This is a genomic window from Bradyrhizobium yuanmingense (assembly GCF_025200905.1).
Taxonomy (GTDB): Bacteria; Pseudomonadota; Alphaproteobacteria; order Rhizobiales; family Xanthobacteraceae; genus Bradyrhizobium; species Bradyrhizobium yuanmingense.
In genome coordinates, this window is the sequence record NZ_CP104173.1 from 6,282,442 (window position 1) to 6,300,548 (window position 18,107).

Annotated in this window: 19 protein-coding genes; 2 read left to right on the plus strand and 17 right to left on the minus strand. The window is 64.9% G+C overall.

Annotated elements, in window-relative coordinates:
- Nucleotide 1: 1 nt before the first annotated feature.
- The 11 genes from ftsH to tolQ form a co-directional block, all read right to left on the minus strand.
- Complete coding sequence (gene ftsH, locus N2605_RS29070) at nucleotides 2-1,924, minus strand: ATP-dependent zinc metalloprotease FtsH (RefSeq protein WP_035998585.1); 1,923 nt, start codon at nucleotides 1,922-1,924, stop codon at nucleotides 2-4.
- A 276-nt stretch (nucleotides 1,925-2,200) separates the two neighbouring features.
- The gene (gene tilS, locus N2605_RS29075; protein ID WP_260344235.1) at nucleotides 2,201-3,256 is read right to left on the minus strand and encodes a tRNA lysidine(34) synthetase TilS; all 1,056 of its coding nucleotides are present in this window, start codon (nucleotides 3,254-3,256) and stop codon (nucleotides 2,201-2,203) included.
- 64 nt (nucleotides 3,257-3,320) lie between these two features.
- Complete coding sequence (gene ybgF / locus N2605_RS29080; protein WP_109142503.1) at nucleotides 3,321-4,403, minus strand: tol-pal system protein YbgF; 1,083 nt, start codon at nucleotides 4,401-4,403, stop codon at nucleotides 3,321-3,323.
- Between the two features lie 206 nt (nucleotides 4,404-4,609).
- On the minus strand, nucleotides 4,610-5,098 hold the full coding sequence (gene pal / locus N2605_RS29085; protein ID WP_035998574.1) for a peptidoglycan-associated lipoprotein Pal: 489 nt from the start codon (nucleotides 5,096-5,098) through the stop codon (nucleotides 4,610-4,612).
- Between the two features lie 243 nt (nucleotides 5,099-5,341).
- Nucleotides 5,342-6,103: an N-acyl amino acid synthase FeeM domain-containing protein gene (locus N2605_RS29090; protein WP_035998571.1), complete on the minus strand. Its 762-nt coding sequence runs from the start codon at nucleotides 6,101-6,103 to the stop codon at nucleotides 5,342-5,344.
- A 160-nt stretch (nucleotides 6,104-6,263) separates the two neighbouring features.
- Nucleotides 6,264-8,585, minus strand: coding sequence for a putative bifunctional diguanylate cyclase/phosphodiesterase (locus tag N2605_RS29095; RefSeq protein ID WP_036021865.1), 2,322 nt, complete (start codon nucleotides 8,583-8,585; stop codon nucleotides 6,264-6,266).
- 36 nt (nucleotides 8,586-8,621) lie between these two features.
- Complete coding sequence (locus N2605_RS29100) at nucleotides 8,622-8,765, minus strand: hypothetical protein (RefSeq protein ID WP_157783954.1); 144 nt, start codon at nucleotides 8,763-8,765, stop codon at nucleotides 8,622-8,624.
- 78 nt (nucleotides 8,766-8,843) lie between these two features.
- Nucleotides 8,844-10,187 carry a Tol-Pal system beta propeller repeat protein TolB gene (gene tolB, locus N2605_RS29105; protein WP_035998559.1) on the minus strand — a complete coding sequence of 448 codons (1,344 nt, stop codon included), beginning with the start codon at nucleotides 10,185-10,187 and terminating at the stop codon, nucleotides 8,844-8,846.
- A 39-nt stretch (nucleotides 10,188-10,226) separates the two neighbouring features.
- Nucleotides 10,227-11,186, minus strand: a complete 960-nt coding sequence (locus N2605_RS29110) for a protein TolA (protein WP_081494442.1) — start codon at nucleotides 11,184-11,186, stop codon at nucleotides 10,227-10,229.
- Between the two features lie 4 nt (nucleotides 11,187-11,190).
- Nucleotides 11,191-11,643: a protein TolR gene (gene tolR, locus N2605_RS29115; RefSeq protein ID WP_036021864.1), complete on the minus strand. Its 453-nt coding sequence runs from the start codon at nucleotides 11,641-11,643 to the stop codon at nucleotides 11,191-11,193.
- 43 nt (nucleotides 11,644-11,686) lie between these two features.
- On the minus strand, nucleotides 11,687-12,403 hold the full coding sequence (tolQ, locus tag N2605_RS29120) for a protein TolQ (RefSeq protein ID WP_225126318.1): 717 nt from the start codon (nucleotides 12,401-12,403) through the stop codon (nucleotides 11,687-11,689).
- 421 nt (nucleotides 12,404-12,824) lie between these two features.
- Here tolQ and N2605_RS29125 point away from each other — a divergent pair, with 421 nt between their 5' ends.
- The gene (locus tag N2605_RS29125; RefSeq protein ID WP_035998550.1) at nucleotides 12,825-13,343 is read left to right on the plus strand and encodes a DUF2231 domain-containing protein; all 519 of its coding nucleotides are present in this window, start codon (nucleotides 12,825-12,827) and stop codon (nucleotides 13,341-13,343) included.
- A 7-nt stretch (nucleotides 13,344-13,350) separates the two neighbouring features.
- Here N2605_RS29125 and N2605_RS29130 read toward each other — a convergent pair whose 3' ends face one another.
- Nucleotides 13,351-14,121, minus strand: coding sequence for a serine acetyltransferase domain-containing protein (locus N2605_RS29130; RefSeq protein WP_260344239.1), 771 nt, complete (start codon nucleotides 14,119-14,121; stop codon nucleotides 13,351-13,353).
- 255 nt (nucleotides 14,122-14,376) lie between these two features.
- Between N2605_RS29130 and N2605_RS29135 the strand changes: the two genes are divergently transcribed.
- Entirely contained in the window at nucleotides 14,377-15,540 is a 1,164-nt protein-coding gene (locus N2605_RS29135) for an acyl-CoA desaturase (RefSeq protein ID WP_057028073.1), read from the plus strand.
- Between the two features lie 33 nt (nucleotides 15,541-15,573).
- Here the strand turns inward: N2605_RS29135 and N2605_RS29140 are convergent, their stop codons facing one another.
- The 5 genes from N2605_RS29140 to N2605_RS29160 all read right to left on the minus strand — a co-directional run bounded on the left by N2605_RS29140 (nucleotide 15,574) and on the right by N2605_RS29160 (nucleotide 18,060).
- Entirely contained in the window at nucleotides 15,574-15,708 is a 135-nt protein-coding gene (locus tag N2605_RS29140) for a hypothetical protein (RefSeq protein WP_260344240.1), read from the minus strand.
- Nucleotides 15,705-15,962, minus strand: a complete 258-nt coding sequence (locus N2605_RS29145) for a hypothetical protein (RefSeq protein WP_260344241.1) — start codon at nucleotides 15,960-15,962, stop codon at nucleotides 15,705-15,707. The genes N2605_RS29140 and N2605_RS29145 overlap by 4 nt, the downstream gene beginning before the upstream one ends.
- Before the next feature lie 254 nt (nucleotides 15,963-16,216).
- The gene (locus N2605_RS29150) at nucleotides 16,217-16,708 is read right to left on the minus strand and encodes a DUF2852 domain-containing protein (RefSeq protein ID WP_036041312.1); all 492 of its coding nucleotides are present in this window, start codon (nucleotides 16,706-16,708) and stop codon (nucleotides 16,217-16,219) included.
- Between the two features lie 121 nt (nucleotides 16,709-16,829).
- Nucleotides 16,830-17,570: a TetR/AcrR family transcriptional regulator gene (locus N2605_RS29155; protein WP_057028075.1), complete on the minus strand. Its 741-nt coding sequence runs from the start codon at nucleotides 17,568-17,570 to the stop codon at nucleotides 16,830-16,832.
- A 124-nt stretch (nucleotides 17,571-17,694) separates the two neighbouring features.
- On the minus strand, nucleotides 17,695-18,060 hold the full coding sequence (locus N2605_RS29160; RefSeq protein ID WP_260344242.1) for a hypothetical protein: 366 nt from the start codon (nucleotides 18,058-18,060) through the stop codon (nucleotides 17,695-17,697).
- Between the last annotated feature and the right edge of the window lie 47 nt (nucleotides 18,061-18,107).

Below are 18,107 nucleotides of genomic sequence, written 5' to 3' on the forward strand. Positions count from 1 at the left end.
ATTACGCCTGCGGCTGCGGCTCCAGGCCGGGATCCGGATCGGGACGCGGGCGCGGCTTGCCGGCCGGGGGCACGGCGGAGGCGCGCGGTGTGGTCGGCTCGAGCACGGACTCACGGTTCGGCTTCTTGCCCTTGAGCAGGTCGACGATCTCGTCGCCGGTCAGCGTCTCGAACTCGAGCAGGCCCTTGGCCAGCGTCTCGAGATCGGCGCGCTTCTCGGTGAGGATGCGCGTCGCCTCCTTGTAGCCTTCCTCGACCAGACGCTTGATCTCGGAATCGATCTTCTGGACGGTGGCTTCGGAGGCGTTCTGCGTGCGCGACACCGACATGCCGAGGAAGACCTCGTCCTGGTTCTCGCCATAGGAGACGGTGCCGAGCTCTTCCGACAGGCCCCAGCGCGTCACCATCATGCGGGCCAGGCGCGTGGCCTGCTCGATGTCGGACGCCGCGCCCGAGGTCACCTTCTCGCGGCCGAAGATCAGCTCTTCGGCGACGCGGCCGCCCATCATGATGGCGAGGCGCGAGGTCATCTGCTCCAGCGACATCGACAGCTTGTCGCGCTCGGGCAGCTGCATGACCATGCCGAGCGCACGGCCGCGCGGGATGATGGTCGCCTTGTGGATCGGATCGGTCGCGGGCACGTTGAGGCCGACGATGGCGTGGCCGCCCTCGTGATAGGCCGTGAGCAACTTCTCTTCCTCGGTCATGACGAGCGACTTGCGCTCGGCGCCCATCATCACCTTGTCCTTGGCCTCCTCGAACTCGGCCTGCGTCACCATCCGCTTGTTGCGGCGGGCGGCGGTCAAAGCGGCCTCGTTGACGAGGTTCATCAGGTCGGCGCCGGAGAAGCCCGGGGTGCCGCGCGCGATGGTCTTGAGGTTGATATCGGGCGCCAGCGGAACCTTGCGAACATGCACCTTCAGGATCTGCTCGCGGCCGACGACGTCGGGGTTCGGCACCACGACCTGACGGTCGAAGCGGCCCGGACGCAGCAGCGCGGGATCGAGCACGTCGGGACGGTTGGTGGCGGCGATCAGGATCACGCCTTCGTTGGCCTCGAAGCCGTCCATCTCGACCAGCAGCTGGTTCAGCGTCTGCTCGCGCTCGTCATTGCCGCCGCCGAGACCGGCGCCACGGTGACGACCGACGGCATCGATTTCGTCGATGAAGATGATGCAGGGCGCATTCTTCTTGGCCTGCTCGAACATGTCGCGGACGCGGCTCGCGCCGACGCCGACGAACATCTCGACGAAGTCGGAACCGGAGATGGTGAAGAACGGCACGTTGGCTTCGCCCGCGACCGCACGCGCGATCAGGGTCTTACCGGTGCCGGGAGGGCCGACCAGCAGCACGCCGCGCGGAATGCGGCCGCCGAGGCGCTGGAATTTGCCGGGGTCGCGCAGGAACTCGACGATCTCCTGCAGGTCCTGCTTGGCTTCGTCGACGCCGGCGACGTCTTCGAAGGTGACGCGGCCATGGGCCTCCGTCAGCATCTTCGCACGCGACTTGCCGAAGCCCATCGCCTTGCCGGCGCCGCCCTGCATCTGCCGCGACAGGAAAATCCAGACGCCGATCAGCGCGATGAAGGGCAGCCAGGAGACCAAGAGCGAGACGAACCACGGCACGTTGTCGCCGGGCGGCTTCGCGGTGATCTGCACCTTGCTGTCATAGAGGCGCTTTACCAGCGTCGGGTCGTTCGGCGCGTAAGTCTGGAAGCTGGAGCCGTTGGTGAAGGTGCCGTGGATGTCCGGCCCCTGGATCACGACGTCGCGCACATTGCCGCGGTCAACTTCGCTCAGCAGCTGCGAGAAGGCGATGTCCTGCGAGGAGGCCCGCTGACCCGGATTCTGGAAGAGCGTGAACAACGCCAACAGCAGCAAGACAATGATGACCCAGAGGGCGAAATTGCGCAGATTGGCGTTCATCGATCTTCCTTCGTGGTCGCGCGGATCGCGGCCGTGATCCTTGGGCAGTTGATTTGGTCAATGCGAGGAAATCCCAAGGAATCCTCATCGTTAGACGGATACAATTTAGGTGCCGCCCCGGTCGCTGCCAAGGGAACGAGATGGGACTATTTATCCCATCTTAGCGCGATTCCCGCTGAAATCATGGCGTCCGAACCCGGGTTTTTCCTGCCTGGTTAAGGTGGCCTGACGGCACGGACGCGAATTGACCGGTGTCATGATCCGCTCTCGTCGCGCTCATCTGCCCTTGCGCCGCCGGGCCGGCGCCGGCGCGATCTGGATACGCCCGCCGGCAAGGCTGATCAAGGCTCCCGCGAGGGTCTGCTTCAGAACCGGCCGGCCAGTTGCGGCTGCACCGGGGCCGGCGATCGCCCGATCAAGCACCGACATCAGGGTTTCGACCTTGCCGAGTTCCGCCGGCCCTTCATGGCCGAGCGCGTTGATGGCCCGCAGCAGGAGCCGCAGCCGCACCTCCTCCGGCAGGGCGGCAAAGGTCGCGGCCTCGAAGCTCCTGACACTCGCCTGCGGCGCATCGCCGCGATCCCGCAGGCGGAGGAAGCGCTCGGCGCCGTCGGCAAGCACCTCGACCGCCGCATTGGCCCGCGCCAGCCTTGTCGCGAGCCGCGCCAGATTTCTGGCGTCGCCGCCCTCGGCCGCGAGGAGCGGCAGCAGCGCGCGCAGCCGCGGCCGTGTGTAGGCGGTGTCCCGGTTGGTGGGATCCTCGGCAAAGCCGATCCTCGCCCGCCGCAAGGTCGCGATCAGCTGCGATTTCGGAACGTCGAGCAACGGACGCGCCAGCACGATTCCGTCGCGCTCGGTGAATGGAGCCATGGCCGAGAGTCCGGCAAGTCCGCTGCCGCGGAACAGGCGCATCAACAGGGTCTCGGCCTGGTCGTCGCGGGTGTGTGCCGTCAGCACATGGCTCGCGCCGGCGGCACGGGCGGCCTGTGCGAGCAGGCGGTAACGGGCCTCGCGCGCGGCGGCAGGCAGCCCCGTCTTCGGCTTTTCACCGCGCCAGCGCAAGGTCCGGTGCGGCAATCCGAGCGCCGCGGCGAGCCGCTTGACCTCGCGCGCCTCACGGGCGGCCTCCGGGCGCAGGCCGTGATCAATCGTGACGACCGTGATTTGCGGGCCTCGCGCGAGGCTGCGCTGCCAGCGCGCTGCAAGCCACATCAGCGCAACCGAGTCGGGCCCGCCGGAGACCGCGAGCACCAGCGCCGGGGCATCTCTCAGGCCCGCGAAGAGCCGCCTCGCCTCGCGCGCCGAGATCGGTGAATCGTCGTCGTCTGACATGACGCTGCAATCATCCGCGGATGGACCGAATGTTTAGCGCAACGCCATCCGCTTTGTCAGCGGATCAGCACTTCACCCGCTTCTGCTCGCGATCGACGGCGGCTTTGACGCCGGCGGAGGCGCGGGGATATTTGCGGCCGATCTCGCCGAAGGCGGCGCAGGCGGCCTCCTTCTCCTTCAGCGCGGCGAGCGACTGGCCGAGCCGCAGCAGCGCATCCGGCGCCTTGGCCGATTTCTCGTATTTGGTGGTGACGGCGAGGAACGCTTCGGCGGAATCGCGATATTGCTGGCGCTGGAAATAGCTCTCGCCGAGCCAGTATTGCGCGTCGCCGACCAGCGGGTCGCTCGGAAATTTCTGCGTGAAGTTCTTCATGGTCTGCTCGGCCAGCGCGTAGTCCTTGCGCTGCATGTAGCCGATGCCGAGGTCGAACTCGTCGCGGGGCGTCGCCGACGGCGGCAGGGTGGCCAAAGCAGCGCCACCGGCCGGTGCGGGATAACCCGATTGTGCCGGCGGATAGCCGGGCTGCGCGGCCGGCGGCACACCTTGTTGGTAGCGCGGGCTGGTGTTGGCGAGATCGAGCGGCTCGCCCGCATTGCGGCCGCCGCCAGGCGTGACCGCCGGCATCGGCTGCTGCCCGCCGCCGAGTGCGCGCGGCGCGCCGGGTGCATTCGGGTTCTGGTTGGGGTCGAAGGCATCGCCGCGGCGGCGTGTGCCGGGAGCGCCGGGCGCCGGCTGCTCCTGAACGATCGGCGCGGGCGCGGCGATCTGCGGCTGCTCGTAGCTCGGCTGCGCGGCTTGCTGTTGCGGCGGCGGCTGGCGATAGCCGGGCGCGACCTGACCTGGTGCAATCTGGCTGGGTGCGATCTGCGCGGGCGGCATCGCCGCGACGTTTGGTGCCTGCCCGGGCGCCCCTTGCGCGCCGCCCTCGAGCGCCCGCAGGCGCTCTTCGAGCTGGCGGTTGCGATATTGCAGCTCCTCGTTCTGGCCGGTGAGCTGGCGCAGCCGGTTCTCCAGCCGCTCGATCCGCATCTCCGGGTCGACATCATCCGACTGCCCGTAGACCGATTGCGCAAGCGCGGGCGAGCACAAAGAGAGCAGCGCGGCGGTCGCCGCGGTACCGGTAAAAGCCTTAAATCTGGATGACATCTTGCCCTGACGACGAAAGCGAAATGGCCTGCGACGGAACCTTCGACGCGCCACACATCGAAGTGGAGTACGCCAAAAATGTGACTGATACCAAGGGGTTTTCAGTCACAGAATGCTGAAACGAAACCGGCGCCCGAGAGGGCGCCGGCATATCCAATTGCAAAGCTGAACGGGGCCTGACTGACCACCGGGGACCTGACCGAGCGTCAGGAGCTGGCGTTCAGGACAGTGACGGCGCGGCGGTTCTGCGACCAGCAGGAGATGTCGTTACAGACGGCGACCGGCCGTTCCTTGCCGTAGGAGATCGTGCGCATGCGGTTCGGGTCGATGCCGCGCGAGGCGAGGAACGAACGGACCGACTGGGCACGGCGGGCGCCGAGCGCGATGTTGTATTCGCGGGTGCCGCGCTCGTCGGCATGACCTTCGATGGTGAAGGAGTAGCGCGGATAGGTCTGCAGCCACTGCGCCTGCTTCTCCAGGGTCACGATCGCCTGCGGGGTCAGATCGGTCTGGTCGCTTTCGAAGAACACGCGGTCGCCGACGTTGACGACGAAGTCCTGCTGGCTGCCGGGCGTCGCCGCATTGGCCATCGCATCCGTCGCGGCATTCTTGTTGGCGCAGGCGCCCATCGACAGCGCGACGGCGAGCACCGCGGCCAGCTTCAATCCCTGGAGGATACGCATAGGATGTCTCATTCCGGAGCCTCCACGCTCACGTTAGTCCACTGCTGTCCGGTCTACAGGGGGTTGGTTAAGCGAACGTTCCGTCAACCTTGACGGAACCTTGCCTCAGCCGGTCAAATGCCCCCAACCAGCGAAAAGCAAACGTCATGGTTAATGGGTTGTAAATGTGGCGCGAGGGTGAAGGCAAGCCGCGTCGGCCGGCAAAAGGGCCGGCACTTGATGGAATTTTGGGCCGAAATGACCGGGGGCGCCCGCCTAGACCGAACCGAGCGCTTGAGAGGCCACGTCCAGGGTCCGCGGCGTGGTGAGCAGAATCGGCCGCGTGGCGGCCTGGCGGGGGATGCTGCGTTCAAACAGCATGCGCCGCTCGAACGCGCTGGAGCGCATGATCGGAAAGCGCGCCAGCACCTTGTCCCGCTGCCGCCGGACGTCGGTCGCCATCAGGACCGCCTTCTTGGTGGGCCAGCCCGGAAAGCCCCGCGGCTCCGGCGAAATGGTCTCGTGCAGGAAGATGCGGCGGTAGAACGCCTGATGATCGGTCCGGATCATGGCAAGGCCGGTGTCGGCGTTGAAATGATCGCACGCGACAAAGGCGAGGCGGACGGTCAAATAGGGCAGCTCGGGAAAGCGGTGGTGCTTGTCGGGATCTGCAACGAGCCGGCACGGATCGACAAAAACCTCGCCGCGATCGAGGCGGGGATGCAGGATGTCGCCGAACACCTCGGTGGTATAGGACATCCGCCATTCCGACGTCAGCAGATGGATGCGGACGGAGCTGCAAAGCTCTCCGTCAACGTAGACCCCGAAATTCCAGGTGTTGGGCGTTTCGTCGAAACGATCGCTGACGCGCAGCGAAGGTGATGGCTCGATCAGACCGGCCTGCAGATAGGCGCGGTAGCGCATCAGATACAGGTTGTCCTTGTCCTCGGGCGTTTCGATGAGCCGATAATCGATGCGGTCAAACAACGCGGCGCCTCGTGGAAGGAGCGCCGTGTTCGGTTCGGCTCCGGACTTCATCTGCAACCTCTGACTCCAAGCAACTTCCACGAGTAGCCAGACCTTAATGGTTCCTTAACGGAATTGCAAAGCTATAGAATCGTTAGGGTTAACCTTTGCGAGCCCGCAAGACTACGGTGCCGATGGGAGCCGATTGCGAGAGAGGGGAAGGGAATCGGGCCTATCGCGACGACACGAGGGCGAGCTGGTCGTCGGGCACGCGACGACCATGCGAGGCGTTGAGCAATTGCCGGATTCGCACCGCCGGTACGGGCCGGCTGAACAGGTAGCCCTGCCCTTCGGTCACGGTGCCGTCGGCGCTGATCAGCTCGAGCTGCTCGTTGGTCTCGATGCCTTCGACCACGACGGCCATGCCGAGATCGGCGGACAGCCGCGCGACACCGCGCAGCAGCGTCAGCGGCCGGTCGGAATCGATGCCTTCGAGGAAGGAGCGATCGATCTTCACCTTCTGCATCGGGAAATTGTGCAGGTAGCTGAGGCTGGAATAGCCGGTGCCGAAATCGTCGAGCGAGATGCGCACGCCGAGCGCATGCAATTGCGACAGGATGTCGTGGGTGAGCTGGGTGTTGCGCAGCAGCGACGACTCGGTGATCTCGATCTCAAGACGATGCGCCGGCAGGCCCGACACTTCGAGCGCGTAGCGGATTTCGCTCAGGACGTCGCGCTGGTGGAATTGTTGCGGCGAGAAATTGACGGCGACGCTGACGCCTTCCGGCCACTTCATGCATTCCATGCAGGCGCGGCGCAGGATCCAGCGGCCGAGATCGACGATCAGGCCCATGTCCTCGGCGACCGGGATGATGTCGACCGGCGAGACCGTGCCGCGCACCGGATGATTCCAGCGCAGCAGCGCTTCGCAGGTGGTGATCTTGCCGGACCTCAGATTGACCAGCGGCTGGAAGAACAGCTCGAATTCCTCGTTGGCGAGCGCCTTGCGCAGGTCGAGCTCGAGGATGCGGCGCGCCTCGACGGTCGCGGCCATCTCGTCGCGGAAGAAACAATAGGTGCCGCGGCCGTCGGCTTTGGCGCGGTACAGCGCCATGTCGGCGTTCTTGAGCAGCGTGTCGGCGCTGGTGCCCTCCGGCGAGGTCAGCGCGATGCCGACGCTGGCGCCGATCTCGACCAGATGATTGTCGATGCGGTACCGCTCGCTCAATCGCTCGACGATGCGGCGGGCGAGTGCCGCGGCATCCTCGGGCGACGTGAGGTTCTGCTGGAACACGACGAACTCGTCGCCGCCGAACCGGGCGACGAAATCCTCGGGGCGCAGCATCTCGCGCAGGCGGTTGGCGACGGCGCACAGGAGCTGGTCGCCGCAGGGATGGCCCAGCGTGTCGTTGACCTGCTTGAACTGGTCGAGGTCGATGAACAGCAGCGCGGAGAGCTGCGCCGCATCGTGGGAGACAGCCAGCAGGTGCTCGATCTGGTCGCGGAAGTTGACCCTGTTCGGCAACGCCGTCAGGTCGTCGTATCGCGCAAGATGGGTGATCTTGGCCTCGGCGTTGCGCCGCTCGGTGATGTCCTCGAGCAGCAGCACCGCCCCTCCGTCCGCCATCGGCTGAACGGTCCAGCACAGTGACCGATTTCGCTCCAGGTTCGCCTCGGCGGTGATGATCTCCTTCTCCCGCGAACTTTCGATGCCGGCGACGATATGCTCGCCGTCCGCGCTCGAGATGGATCTTGCCTGCACGCATGCCGCGATGATGTCGCGCGCGCTGGCGCCGCTCCGAGGCAGATGGTCGGGCAGGTTCATCATCGCCGCGAAGCGGTGATTCATCACCGCGAGCTGGCCATCGCGATGGAACATGCAAAGACCGTGCGGCATGTTGTTGAGGGCGGTATCGAACTGGCCCGCAAGTGCGGCTTCGCGCTCGCGCGCCACCACGGCGCCCATGAAGATCCGGTGCAAGTTGACCGAGAGCTGCATGATCGCCAGCAGGAAGGCCGCGCTCACAACGGCCATCGCGATGTAGTAGGGCGTGCCGCGCCACGCCAATGCCAGCACCGCCGGGGCGAAAATGAGCAGCGCCTGCAGATGGAAGATCGACGGTCGTCCGTACGCCCTTCCCGCTCCCCCTGCGGCGATGCCTGTCGTGACCGACAAGGCAATCATGTGCGCGACCGCGTCGTCGGTGGCGAGCAGAGTCGTGCCGCACCAGATGCCGATCGCCGCGGCCTGGATCTTCGCGCCGATCTGATACCGCGCCTGCCAGCGTTTGGCCGCCTCGGCGGTCACACTCGACTTGCGTCCCTGATAGCGACGCAAATCGATCGCCCGCACCGTTCCGGCCAAGACGAGCAGCGCCACGCACGCCCAAATCAGGGGCTCACCTGTCTTCAGCGCAGTCAGCGCAGCACCGATCGACACGAAGATGAGACCGGCCAGCAGCGGTCCGGGCGCTTCAAAGAGCGAATCGATCTGCGCCGCCGGATTGACCGGCGGCGGCTGCCCCTGCTCTCCGCTCTGGCTTGCGAACTGCATTTTGGTTTGTACGCGCGTCCTGTTCAGCGCGTAGTCTTACCCAGCCGAGATGAAGCTTTTCTGAGGGAACATCGTTAAAGTCGGGTTGTTTTTCGGCAATAGCGAAATGATTTCCGCTGCAATATCAAGCAGGTAGGCAAGCCTTGCCGGGCGCAAGGTGAAGGAAGTGTTGCCGTTCACGGCAAACTCGGAAAAAATCGGTGCGGTTTTTCGAAAACATCGCGCGTCTGAACGCGCGATGTTTCAACTGCGCCGTGGTCAGCCCGAGGTCGAGGACAACAGTGGCGACCATGCCGGGTCCGAGGCAAAACCCGGCGTCGGCACTTTCAATTCGTTGCGGCCGGAGATGTCGACCGAGTACAGCGACGGCCCGCCATTGCCGCCAGGATCGCGGAAGAACATCAGCACGCGGCCGTTCGGCGAGAAGGTCGGGCCTTCGTTGTGAAAACCGGAGGTGAGCAGTCGCTCGCCCGAGCCGTCGGGCTTCATGACGCCGATCGCGAACTGCCCGCCGCCCTGCCGGGTGAAGGCGATGTAGTCGCCCTTCGGCGACCACACCGGGGTGGAGTAGCTGGCGTTGGTGTCGTCCTTGGAGAAGGAGATGCGCTGCGCCTGTCCGCCGCCCGCACTCATCACGTAGATCTGCGACCTGCCGCCACGATCGGACTCGAAGCAGATGCGGCTGCCGTCGGGCGAATAGGACGGCGAGGTGTCGATCGCCGGCGTGTCGGTGAGACGCGTGGTCGAGCGCGAGCGCAGATCCATCACGAACAGGTTGGAATTGCCGCCCTGCTGCAGGCTCATGATGACGCGCTGGCCGTCCGGCGAGAAGCGCGGCGCGAAGGTCATGCCGGGGAAGTTGCCGACGATCTCGCGCTGGCCGGTCTCGATGTTGTAGAGATAGACCTTCGGATCGCCCTGGCCGAACTCCATGTAGGTGATCTCTTGCGAGTTCGGCGAGAAGCGCGGGGTCAGCACGAGATCGGAGCCGCGGGTCAGATAGCGCACATTGGCGCCGTCCTGATCCATGATCGCGAGCCGCTTGACGCGGCGCTCCTTCGGCCCGGTCTCGTCCACGAACACGACGCGGCTGTCGAAATAGCCCTTCTCGCCGGTCATGCGCTCGTAGATCTGGTCGGAGATGATGTGGGCGATGCGGCGCCAATATTCCGGCGAGGTGAAATATTGCTGGCCGGCGAGCTGCTGGCCGGAGATGACGTCCCACAGACGGAATTCGGCCTTGAGCCGCCCGTCCGGCTGCCGCGTCATGCGGCCGGTGACGAGCGCCTGCGCGTTGATGGTCTTCCAGTTCTGGAATTGCGGCGCGACATCCATGTTGTTGATGCGCTCGATGAAGGCGGCCTGATCGATCGGCGCGAACAGGCCCGAGCGCTTCAGATTGTTGGTGATGACCTGCGTGACGCCGTTGCCGACGTCGCCGTCGGAGGGCGAGCCGGGCAGGAAGTTGCTGATCGCGATCGGGATCGGCTGGAATTCGGTGGGATTGATTTCAAGCCGCTTTTGCGGTTGGGCGAGCGCATGTCCAGCCCCAAGCGTCGCAAGCGCGGATCCGGTCAGCGTCATGAAGCGGCGGCGGTTCATCGATCGAATGTCATTCATCGCAAAATTCTTTTGTTCGGATCACAACATATCCTTCAGGCCGAAGCGCATCGGAATGGTTTTCCAAGTGTCATACTGCTGCTTCGGCAGGAACGAATAGACTTGACACTGGACGATGGCACGCTTGCCACTCTCCGCCACGGCCTGAGCGATCGACCTGGACGGCCCACGCGCTGCAACGACAACCGGCTCGGATGCCAGTGTTCCATCGATCTTCATAAAAATATCGATGTCGACTTCGTATTGGTCGGCATCCTGCCCGTTGTAGGTGGGCGTGAAGCAGCGCCTGACCGCCGACATGAACGCGCCCTGCCAGGTCGCAACATTGTTGGCGGCCGTCCCGGTTGCTGCTCCCAGCGACGCCGATGCATTCAACGCCGAGCCGGTCTGCTCGTGCCGGGTCGCGGCGCGCTTGTCGAGGTCGCGCTGGATCTGCGCGGGGTCGAAGGTGCGCTCCTTGGGCTTGGGCTGCTGCTGCGGCTGCACCGCCGCGACCTTCTGCTCCACGGGCTTGGGCGGCGGCTTCTTGGCCTCCATCTTCTTCTGCAGCTCGGCGATCGGATCTTCCTTGGCCGGATCAGGCTTCTTTTCCTGCGGCTTCGGCTCTTCCTTCGGCTTGGCCTCCGCCACGGGCTTCGGCGGCTCCGGCTTCTTCTCCACCGGCTTCTCGACCGGCTTCGGCGGCGGCTCCGGCTGGGAGTTGGTCTTGATCAGCTCTTTCTTCTCGGTGACCTTGCCGACGGCGTCTTCCTCGGGCTTGGGCTCCGCGATCTTCTCGACCTTCGGCTTCGGCTCTTCCTTCTTGCCGGTCTTCTGCCCCGCCATCATCTTGGCGAGCTGATCGGAGGAGATGATGTCGATCGGAAGCGATTCCTGCGTAGCGATGTAGGCCTTGCTGCTGAAGGTGACGAGCCCCCATCCCAGCACGAGAACATGCAGGGCAATCGACGCAACGAGTGTCTTGTCGACGTTCACCTTCACGGTCTCAAGACCCCTGATCCGCTTCCGTGACGAGCGCCAGCTTCTTGAATCCGGCGCCCGAGAGCTGGCCCATCACCTTGGCCACGGTGCCGTAATCCGCCTTCTTGTCGGCGCGCAGATAGATGCGTTCCTCGAGGCCGCCGCGCGCATCGGTGATCGCCTTCAGCTTCGGGATCAGCTCGTTCAGCGCAATCTCGGTGTCGTTGATGAACACCTTGCCCTTGATGTCGACCGACATCTGGATCGGCTTCTGGTCGTTGTTTTCGAGGCTCTTGGCACTGGTCTGGGGCAGGTCGAGCGGGACGCCGACCGTCAACATCGGTGCCGACACCATGAAGATGATGAGCAGCACTAGCATGACGTCGACCATCGGCGTGACGTTGATCTCGGCCACAACCGGCTTGCGCCGGCCGCGGCGCCCGCCGCCGCCGGACGAACTCGCAACGTTCATGGCCATGATCGCGTGCCCAGATTGCCCTTCACACTATACATGCCGTCCGTCAGCCCCGCTCGTCGATCTGACGAGACAGAATGGCTGAAAATTCATCAGCAAAGCCCTCGAGCCGCTGGGCCTGCCGGTTCACCTCGGAGGTGAACTTATTGTAGAAAATAGTGGCAGGAATGGCGGCGATAAGGCCGACGGCGGTCGCAAACAGCGCCTCGGCGATACCGGGGGCGACCACCGCCAGAGAAGTATTTTTCGAGGCCGCGATCGACTGGAAGCTCGACATGATGCCCCAGACCGTGCCGAACAGGCCGACGAAGGGGCCGGCGGAGCCGACGGTCGCCAGCACCAGAAGGCGCCGTTCCAGCCGCTCGACCTCGCGCGCAATCGAGACGTTCATCACCTTGTCGATGCGCATCTGAAGCCCTGCGACCGAGCGGGCATGGCTCTCGAACGAGCGCTTCCACTCGCGCATCGCCGCCACGAAGCAGGCCGCCATGGAATGCGTCGGCTTGGCCGACAGCGTGCGATAGAGCTCCTCGATCGACTCGCCGGACCAGAACGCCTGCTCGAACCGGTCCATCGAGCGGCGGGTGCGCGCGTAGAGAAAGATCTTGTCGATGGCGATCGCCCAGACCCAGACCGAGCAGGCCAGAAGCCCCAGCATCACCGCTTTCACGATCCAGTGAGCCTGCCAGAACAGCGCGATCAGCGACACGTCGGCGGAGGCAGCAACCGGAAGGGCTGTCTGAGCCAATTCGGCCGGATTCATAAGCAGTATCCTCTCAAGGCGATCGTTACCTAATGTCTTCGGCCAGCAAATCGCGGCCGGTGTTCCCCAACAGCCGCGCCGGACCCGCGCGGCGGGCAAGCCCGCTCAAAGCCTTGTCTTTCTGGGGTGCAGGGCTCGTCCAAAGGCTCGTCAAAAGCCGGCCGCCTGCATTCCCCGCCAAGATGTCAAAACTAAGGGGCCTCGACCCCAGGCCTTGACGTCGGGCTCCGGGCACGCCTGTCCGCACATACCAGAGCCCGCCGATGGTTAATGCGGGGTTACCGGCGGCGCATTTGGCTGCAGGAAAGACAGTCCCTGCAGGGGGATGGACCCCGGATCCCGTGTTCCAGACGCACCGGCCGGAGGAACCTGCTCTCGTGCCAAAAATTGTCCGGAAAATCACGCTCAGCGAGGTCCTGCCATGTCCATCAACCCCAAGACGACCGCCGCGATCGGCGATCACCCGCTCCACCCCATGCTGATTCCGTTCCCCGTCGCGTTCCTGGTCGGCGCTCCCATCGCCGATCTGGCCTTCATCGGAACCGGCGACGGTTTTTGGGCACGCGCCGCGATGTGGCTGATCGGCGCCGGCATCGTCATGGCGCTGGTTGCCGCCGCAGCCGGCTTCACCGACTTCTTCAGCGAGCCACGCATCCGCCGCCTGAACGATGCCTGGTACCACATGGTCGGCAATCTCGCGGCGGTGGTGCTGGCCCTGGTCAATTTCTATCTCCGCTACGCCCAAGGCGCGGAGGCGGCGATCAAGCCCTGGGGCGTCGTGCTGTCCCTGGTCGTGGTCGGCATCCTTCTGTTCACGGGATGGAAGGGCTGGGAAATGGTCTATCGCCACCACGTCGCGGTGCTGGATGCGCCGGGCCAGACCAGCTCGGAGCCGGTCAACCCGCATCATGGCGGCGAAAGCCACCGCCGCGCCGCCTGAGCGACAGTCAAGCGGACGAAGCGGCCGCAAGGCAATTGGTGAGCCGCGCGGGATTGCCGATTGCGGTGCAGCCGCCAGGCACGTCACCGGTCACGACAGTCCCGGCGCCGATCTTGGCGAAGTCGCCGATCTCGATGTCGCCGAGGATGGTCGCGCCGGAGCCGATGAACACGCCGCGACCGATGCGAGGCGAGCGCATCGGCAGGTCGCCATGGCGTCCGATGCTGACATTCTGAAGGATGGTCACCTCGTCGCCGATGACGACATTGGCACCGATCACGATGCCGGTGGCATGGTCGAGATAAACCGACGAGCCGAGGCTCGCGGCCGGATGAATGCTGACCTGCAGGACGTTCGAAGCCTCGTTCTGCAACAGCAGCGCCGCATCACGATGGTCATGACGCCATAGCCAGTGCGAGACGCGCCAGGACTGCAGGGCGACATAGCCCTTGAAGTGCAGCAGCGGCGGCAACAATCCGGCGATGGCGGGATCACGGAGCATGATGGCGCGCAGATCGCGGCCGGCCGCTTCGACCAGATCCGGTTGGCCGCGAAAGGCATCGCGGGAAAACGTCGTGAAGCGCTCGCGATCGGCGGCGCTGCCGCCCAGCCGACGCCCGATCAGATCGGCCAAGGCAGCGGTAAAATCATCATGGGCAAGGATGGCATCGGCGACAGCCTTGCCGAAGACGGGGTCCGCCGCTGCGGCGCGCCGCGCCTCGCCGCGTATCTCCTGCCAGAGGATGTCGCTCGCCACGATCGCAGTCTCCGTCCGCATTGCCGCCTGCGGTGTTTTGACGCTTGCTTCTCGCTGTCGAATATAGGACGCAGGCCGCCTGCGCGCCAATTGGCGTCGGCAACACGCGCGGCCACCTGTGCGCCATGCTCCCCGTAAGGCTACGGGCTTGCTTGCCAGAGAGCTGCGGCCAGCCTTCGGCCGAAGCCCGCGGTGGCATCCGCGGGTTTTGGTACCCGCCGGACGTCAAGCTGCCGGCCAGTTCCGAATCCACGTCATCCGAGGTCACGCTCAAATATGCCGCTCAACGCCCCCGCCGACGACCAGCACGACGACATCATGTATCCATCCGCCCTGCCGTTCCTGCTGGTCCATCTCGGCTGCCTTGCGGCAATCTGGTCGGGCGTCACCTGGGAGGCGGTCGCGATCTGCGTCTCACTCTATTGCTTGCGGATGTTCGCGATCGGAGCCGGCTACCATCGCTATTTCTCGCATCGGGCGTTTGCGACCAGCCGGGTGTTTCAGTTCATCCTGGCCTGCCTTGCGCAAAGCAGCGCCCAGAAGAGCGTGTTGTGGTGGGCCGCCAAGCATCGCCACCATCACCTGCATTCCGACACTGAAAACGACGTGCATTCACCGCGTCACCGCGGCTTCCTCTATAGCCATCTCGGCTGGATCTTTTACCGGCAGCACGACGCAACCGACCTCGTGAAGGTCGGCGATCTCGCCGCCTATCCCGAGCTGATGTGGCTGCATCGGCTGGAGCTGCTGCCGGCCTTCGTGCTGGCAGGGCTCTGCTTCCTGGTCGCAGGATGGTCGGGTCTGGTGGTCGGCTTCCTCTGGAGCACGGTGCTGGTCTATCACGCGACCTTCTGCATCAATTCGCTTGCCCATGTGCACGGGCGCAAGCGCTACGTGACCGGCGATGATTCCCGTAACAACTGGCTGCTGGCATTGGTCACGCTGGGTGAGGGCTGGCACAACAATCACCACGCCTATCAGAGCAGCGTGCGACAGGGCTTTCGCTGGTGGGAGGTCGACGTGACCTATTACATCCTGACGCTGCTGTCGTGGATCGGCGTCGTCTGGAACATGAAGGCGCCGCCCGAACAGGTGCTGCGCAACGAGCAGCCGCTCGGCGCGCGGGTCATCCAGCGGGCGGCCCGCGAGCTCGCCGGACGGTTCGATGCGCAAACCCTGGCGCATGCGATCTCGTCGGCACGCCGCCGGGCCGATCTCGCCCAGTTGCAGCTGCCGACGCTGCACGACATCCTCAATCGCGCGCATGAAGGTGTCGACGCGCTGACGCATCTGCATCTGCCGAAGATCCCGACACGCGAGGAGTTTCTCGCGGAGGCCAAGGCGATGTTCGCGCGAACGCGATCGCTCAACGAGATCGTCGACCACGCCTACGAATACTTCCTGGCCTCGGTTCACGCGCAACTCGCCACGGCGCGCTGAAACTCCACGCCATGCGACACCGGCCGGCAGCGGTCATGTTGCCGGGGCGCGTCCATCGCGGGCGCGGCCGGGGTCAGCCTGCTTGCGGAGGCTGAGCGCATAGAGCCAGCCGCCTGCGGCGATCAGCACGGGCAGGACGAAAAGCGCGAAATCGCGGAGCAGGATCATGGGACGATACTTCCCTGCGCGAACGACACCGCGCGGCTGAGTGCGTACGATGCGCCCCAATATAGATAGGCGCTAAGAAACAACCGCCAGGACTCACCGAGCTGCCATTCCGGGTAGAGCTGAACTTCCGTGGGCCATCCATTGAGGAACGCGATCGCCACCGGGACGACCGGGCCGAAGCGCTCGAACAACACGGCCGCGCGCTCGAACAATGCGAGGCGCTGGCTGATTTGTTTGCGTTCAATATTGGTCATGATCGTGCCCGTCGGCGCCGCGGAGGCGCAGTCAAGGCTTGGTCGGTGCTCGCGCGGTCCGGGTTCTATCGATCCTGCACATCTGCGTGATGGGCCTCGCAAAGCCCTCGCAGGCGCTTCGCATCGCCAGGACGACCATCGAAGTGTGACATAAGCCAAACCGCCCGCCTGCGGGTTGCGCAGACGGGCGGCTCGGGGCCATCAGGACTTTGGGGGCATGCGCCTGAAGGCTTTGAGAGGTGCAATTCTTCGGATCAGCCCTGCTGCTGATCGGTCGGCGGCGGGGTCGGACGCGTCTTGTGCTGCGCCATGAACTGGTCGAACTCTTCCTTGTCCTTGGCGTGACGCAGGCGGTCGAGGAAGTTCTTGAACTCGACCTGCTCTTCCTCGAGCCGGCGCAGCGTCTCACTGCGATACTCGTCGAAGGCGCGGTTGCCGGAGGACGGCGGGCCGAAGCCAAAGCCAAAGCCCCGGCGCTCCATGCGGTCGCGCATGCGATCCATCTTGTACTGCATCTTTTCCATCTTGTTCTGCCAGCGATCCTGATTGCTCCAGCACGACATTCTTCTGCTCCCGAGTGTGAAAAAGAGAAGGGCAAGTCCGATCGGCCACCAGATGATGAAGCCGAGAATGGTCACGGCGATCCAGCCGGGATGCCAGGGCGTGTCCAGCATGCGGGGGCGCTCGTAATATTGCTGTTGGTTCGACGGGCCGCGCCAGCGATTGACATCAGCGGTGTAGGCCATTTCCCTTCTCCATCACGGCACCAGCGCCGTTGTGAATGTAAATAACATTTACATAGCTAGACCATCCCGCGATTTTGTCAAGCTGGCAGCAAGACACGCCCGCGTGATTATTGGCGCAATCTTATTTCGGCTTGCCCCAGGGGCTGCCGGGCGGCAGGCCCGAACCGGAGGGAGCCTCCGGCGGCACCGGTGGCGGCTCGGCGCCCCTGGCCGGAGGACGGCGGTCGATCGGGAAGCCGAGGCCGCGCAGATAAATCAGTACCTCGGCCTCCAGCAGCTCGTCCGGCGACATCGGCAGCTTGCGTCGCGCAGCATCGCCGCGGGAAAACAGCGAGGCCACGCCATGCGACATCGACCAGATGTGCAGCGCCATCATCATCGCCGGCGGGCGGGGTGTGCCGGGCGGCGTCAGTGCGGCGAGCCGCTCGGCTGCGGCTCGAATGATGTTGAAGGCGCGTTCGCTGGCCGCCTGAAGTGCGGGATTGGCATCGACCGGCACGCCCGATTCGAACATCGCGTTGTAGAAGGCCGGCTCCGCGCGGGCAAAGGCGAGATAGGCCTTGCCGACGCGCTCGAAGGCGGTGACGGTGTCGGGCCGCCCGTCGTCCCAGGCCGCCGACAGGCGCGCCTCGAACTGCTCGAAACCGCGCTGGGCGATAGAGGACAGCAGCTCGTCACGGTCGCGGAAATGCCGGTAGGGCGCCGCCGCACTGACTCCGGCCATGCGCGCGGCATCGGCGAAGGTGAAGCCGGCCGCCCCCTTCTCGGCGATCAGCCCGAGGGCCGCCTGCAACAAGGCTTCCTTCAGATTGCCGTGGTGATAGCCGCGCTCGGCGCGGCGCTGCTCCTTGCGCCAGCTCATGTGAACGAGCTTTACATGAGCCGGGCGTGAAGGTCACTAGCGGCGGCCGGACTGGTTAACCCGTATTTTCACGTCATTCCGGGGCGATACGGAGCATCGAACCCGGAATGACGGGTGGCCGGGGCTACATCTCCGGAATCGGCAGCACGGGCATGACCTCGATTGCCTCGCCCGGGAAGATCGCAAAATGCGGATGGTTCTCGAACAGCTTTGCAGCGTCCTCCTGCGAGGCGGCACGCACCACCGTGAAACCGGTCAGCGCGTTGCTGACCTCGGTGATTCCGCTCCCGTCGATCCTGCGGGTCTTGCCGAGCGGGCCGCCCATCTCGACGATCGCGGATTTGTGCTTCTCGACCCAGCCGTGCCAAGAGGCCATGCCCTCCTGCTCCTTCGCCTTCCGCTCGGCCTCGGGCAGCGCGCGCCACGCCGCCATTTTCGATCCGCTCGTGCTGCCGAGATAGACGGCGAGAAATTTGTGTTCGGTGCTCATGGGTTTTCTCCTTCAGATTGATTGGGAATCGCGCAGCCGCCGTCTCG

Bases quoted from the DNA above. Each gene is read 5' to 3' on its own strand.
- ftsH (WP_035998585.1), bottom strand. From the start codon at position 1,924: ATGAACGCCAATCTGCGCAATTTCGCCCTCTGGGTCATCATTGTCTTG.
- tilS (WP_260344235.1), bottom strand. From the start codon at position 3,256: ATGTCAGACGACGACGATTCACCGATCTCGGCGCGCGAGGCGAGGCGG.
- ybgF (WP_109142503.1), bottom strand. From the start codon at position 4,403: ATGTCATCCAGATTTAAGGCTTTTACCGGTACCGCGGCGACCGCCGCG.
- pal (WP_035998574.1), bottom strand. From the start codon at position 5,098: ATGAGACATCCTATGCGTATCCTCCAGGGATTGAAGCTGGCCGCGGTG.
- N2605_RS29090 (WP_035998571.1), bottom strand. From the start codon at position 6,103: ATGAAGTCCGGAGCCGAACCGAACACGGCGCTCCTTCCACGAGGCGCC.
- N2605_RS29095 (WP_036021865.1), bottom strand. From the start codon at position 8,585: ATGCAGTTCGCAAGCCAGAGCGGAGAGCAGGGGCAGCCGCCGCCGGTC.
- tolB (WP_035998559.1), bottom strand. From the start codon at position 10,187: ATGAACCGCCGCCGCTTCATGACGCTGACCGGATCCGCGCTTGCGACG.
- tolR (WP_036021864.1), bottom strand. From the start codon at position 11,643: ATGGCCATGAACGTTGCGAGTTCGTCCGGCGGCGGCGGGCGCCGCGGC.
- tolQ (WP_225126318.1), bottom strand. From the start codon at position 12,403: ATGAATCCGGCCGAATTGGCTCAGACAGCCCTTCCGGTTGCTGCCTCC.
- N2605_RS29125 (WP_035998550.1), top strand. From the start codon at position 12,825: ATGTCCATCAACCCCAAGACGACCGCCGCGATCGGCGATCACCCGCTC.
- N2605_RS29130 (WP_260344239.1), bottom strand. From the start codon at position 14,121: ATGCGGACGGAGACTGCGATCGTGGCGAGCGACATCCTCTGGCAGGAG.
- N2605_RS29135 (WP_057028073.1), top strand. From the start codon at position 14,377: ATGCCGCTCAACGCCCCCGCCGACGACCAGCACGACGACATCATGTAT.
- N2605_RS29140 (WP_260344240.1), bottom strand. From the start codon at position 15,708: ATGATCCTGCTCCGCGATTTCGCGCTTTTCGTCCTGCCCGTGCTGATC.
- N2605_RS29145 (WP_260344241.1), bottom strand. From the start codon at position 15,962: ATGACCAATATTGAACGCAAACAAATCAGCCAGCGCCTCGCATTGTTC.
- N2605_RS29150 (WP_036041312.1), bottom strand. From the start codon at position 16,708: ATGGCCTACACCGCTGATGTCAATCGCTGGCGCGGCCCGTCGAACCAA.
- N2605_RS29155 (WP_057028075.1), bottom strand. From the start codon at position 17,570: ATGAGCTGGCGCAAGGAGCAGCGCCGCGCCGAGCGCGGCTATCACCAC.
- N2605_RS29160 (WP_260344242.1), bottom strand. From the start codon at position 18,060: ATGAGCACCGAACACAAATTTCTCGCCGTCTATCTCGGCAGCACGAGC.